General features: G+C 52.9%; 4 protein-coding genes. All 4 read right to left on the reverse strand.

Features of this window, described 5'->3' with window-relative positions:
- Nucleotides 1-105: 105 nt before the first annotated feature.
- A complete protein-coding gene (gene cobZ / locus MVK46_RS06265) occupies nt 106-531 on the reverse strand; it encodes an alpha-ribazole phosphatase CobZ (protein WP_297535780.1) in 426 nt (141 codons plus the stop codon).
- Entirely contained in the window at nt 528-959 is a 432-nt protein-coding gene (locus tag MVK46_RS06270) for a PIN domain-containing protein (RefSeq protein ID WP_297535781.1), read from the reverse strand. The genes cobZ and MVK46_RS06270 overlap by 4 nt, the downstream gene beginning before the upstream one ends.
- Nucleotides 960-1193 carry a hypothetical protein gene (locus MVK46_RS06275; protein ID WP_297535782.1) on the reverse strand — a complete coding sequence of 78 codons (234 nt, stop codon included), beginning with the start codon at nt 1191-1193 and terminating at the stop codon, nt 960-962.
- 18 nt (nt 1194-1211) lie between these two features.
- A partial coding sequence (locus tag MVK46_RS06280; RefSeq protein ID WP_297535783.1) for an ATP pyrophosphatase occupies nt 1212-1706 on the reverse strand: 495 nt, incomplete at its 5' end.

The raw sequence follows: 1706 nt of genomic DNA on the forward strand, positions 1-1706 counted from the left end.
GTGGTCCGGCTCTTCCATGGAGGCTTCCAGAAGTATCGGGCGTAGCCGCCGCGCTTTGTTCCGCTCTTGACCATCGTCCCTCCGCAGAGCGGACACTTTCGGGTTTCAACTTCCCTCATACCAATCCCCCTCAAAGAGCTTAGTCATGCACCCCGCTATAAACCCACCTATCGCGTCATCTAGGAAAGGGGGAAGCTCCGCAAGGATGCCGGGCTTTCTGGTGTCGTAGTAGAAGAAGTTGAAGAGCGCCATCTTCCCGCCTATAAGCTCGGCGATGTTTATGCCGATGAGCTCGTCGGCCACAAGATTCACGGGGTCGCCCTCAACTTTGAAGTTCTCCTCGAGGAGAAGCGCCGAAAGGAGCAGTGCCTGGACGTTGATATCCCGGAGATACTTTAGCATCAGCTCCCTTAACCTTTCCCGGATTTTCTCGCGCTCCTCACCAATGTACAGCTCTAAAGCGGTTTCGAGCATCTTTTCGAGGGTTACGCCTTTGGATTCAAGCTTAGAAAGGAGTTCTTCGGGGGTCATATTGAGCCACCCATGAGCTTTAACAGTTCTGACGGGGAATAGACGACGATTCTATCTTTGATTGCGTTTTTCAGCTTTAAATCACCCGTAACAAGTGGAAGATTAAGGGCGAGGGCAAGAGCAACGTAAGGGACGTCTTTTTGGTCGGGAGAGAGGGAGAGTGCCTCTTCTATGCCCCCCTTAACAACGTGCTCCGGCATCGTTATCGTCTGGGACTTGATAATTCTGAGAATGAATTCGAAGTCCTCCTCCGTTAGGCGAGTTAATCTGGCGAGACGGTCTTTTTTTCTTTCGACTTCTTCCCAGAAGTAGCCCGGAACTAAAAATTCAACGTCCCTCGTCACGTGGTTCAGCATGAAAAGTTTGTAGGCAACTCCTCTGTTGTAAAGGGCCGAAAAAACGACGTTGTAGTCCAGCACGACCTCCATTCAGACCACTCCGTAGCGCCTGGCTATCTCCCTCGCAATCTCGTCTTCAAGCCCCTTGGCCTCTTCTTCGTCCTCTATCTTGATGCTCCTCACGATTTCCTCGAACCGCTTCGCCTCTTCAACTCTCTTCTGGAGCTCCCTCGCAACGTCCACGAGGAGCCTTCGCTCTAGGGCTTTTCTCATCTCCTCACTCCAGCCCTTAGGGACGGTTATCCTGAGCACTATCTCACCCATTCTATCACCCACAATATTTTAGCCCAGCCCATATTTACCTTTTCTCCTTTCTCTTAGCTCGAACCTAACCCAGTGATACCTCTCGCTCTCCTCTGTCGAGATGATTTCAAGAGCAAAACGTCCTTCAAAGAGCGGGGACGCTAAAACGACGGTGTGGAACTCCGCGAACTCGCCGACCGGGTCAACGCCGGGATTCCTCTCGAGGAAAAGCTCTAGGTCGGCGACTGAGCGGAAGGTGTAGCCGAGCCACTCTTTGCCGAGCTTCTCTCTGTTCACGGCTATTATCGCGTACTCAAAGCCAGCTTTCAGGATTTCCTCGGCGAGTTTCCTCGTGTTCCGTCCCCAGAGCGGTTCGAGGGGCTTAACTCCAGCCTCTTCAGCAAGGCGCTCAATCCACCTCAGGTGGTCCTCTAGGAGAACGTCGCCCGCTATCAGGTAGTCCACTTCCAACGAGCCTATGAACTCCGCCAGTGCCTCGCTCCCCCTGCTCATGTCGAAGGTTAGCAGTTCCTT

It is taken from the genome of Thermococcus sp., from assembly GCF_027066465.1.
Taxonomy (GTDB): Archaea; Methanobacteriota_B; Thermococci; order Thermococcales; family Thermococcaceae; genus Thermococcus.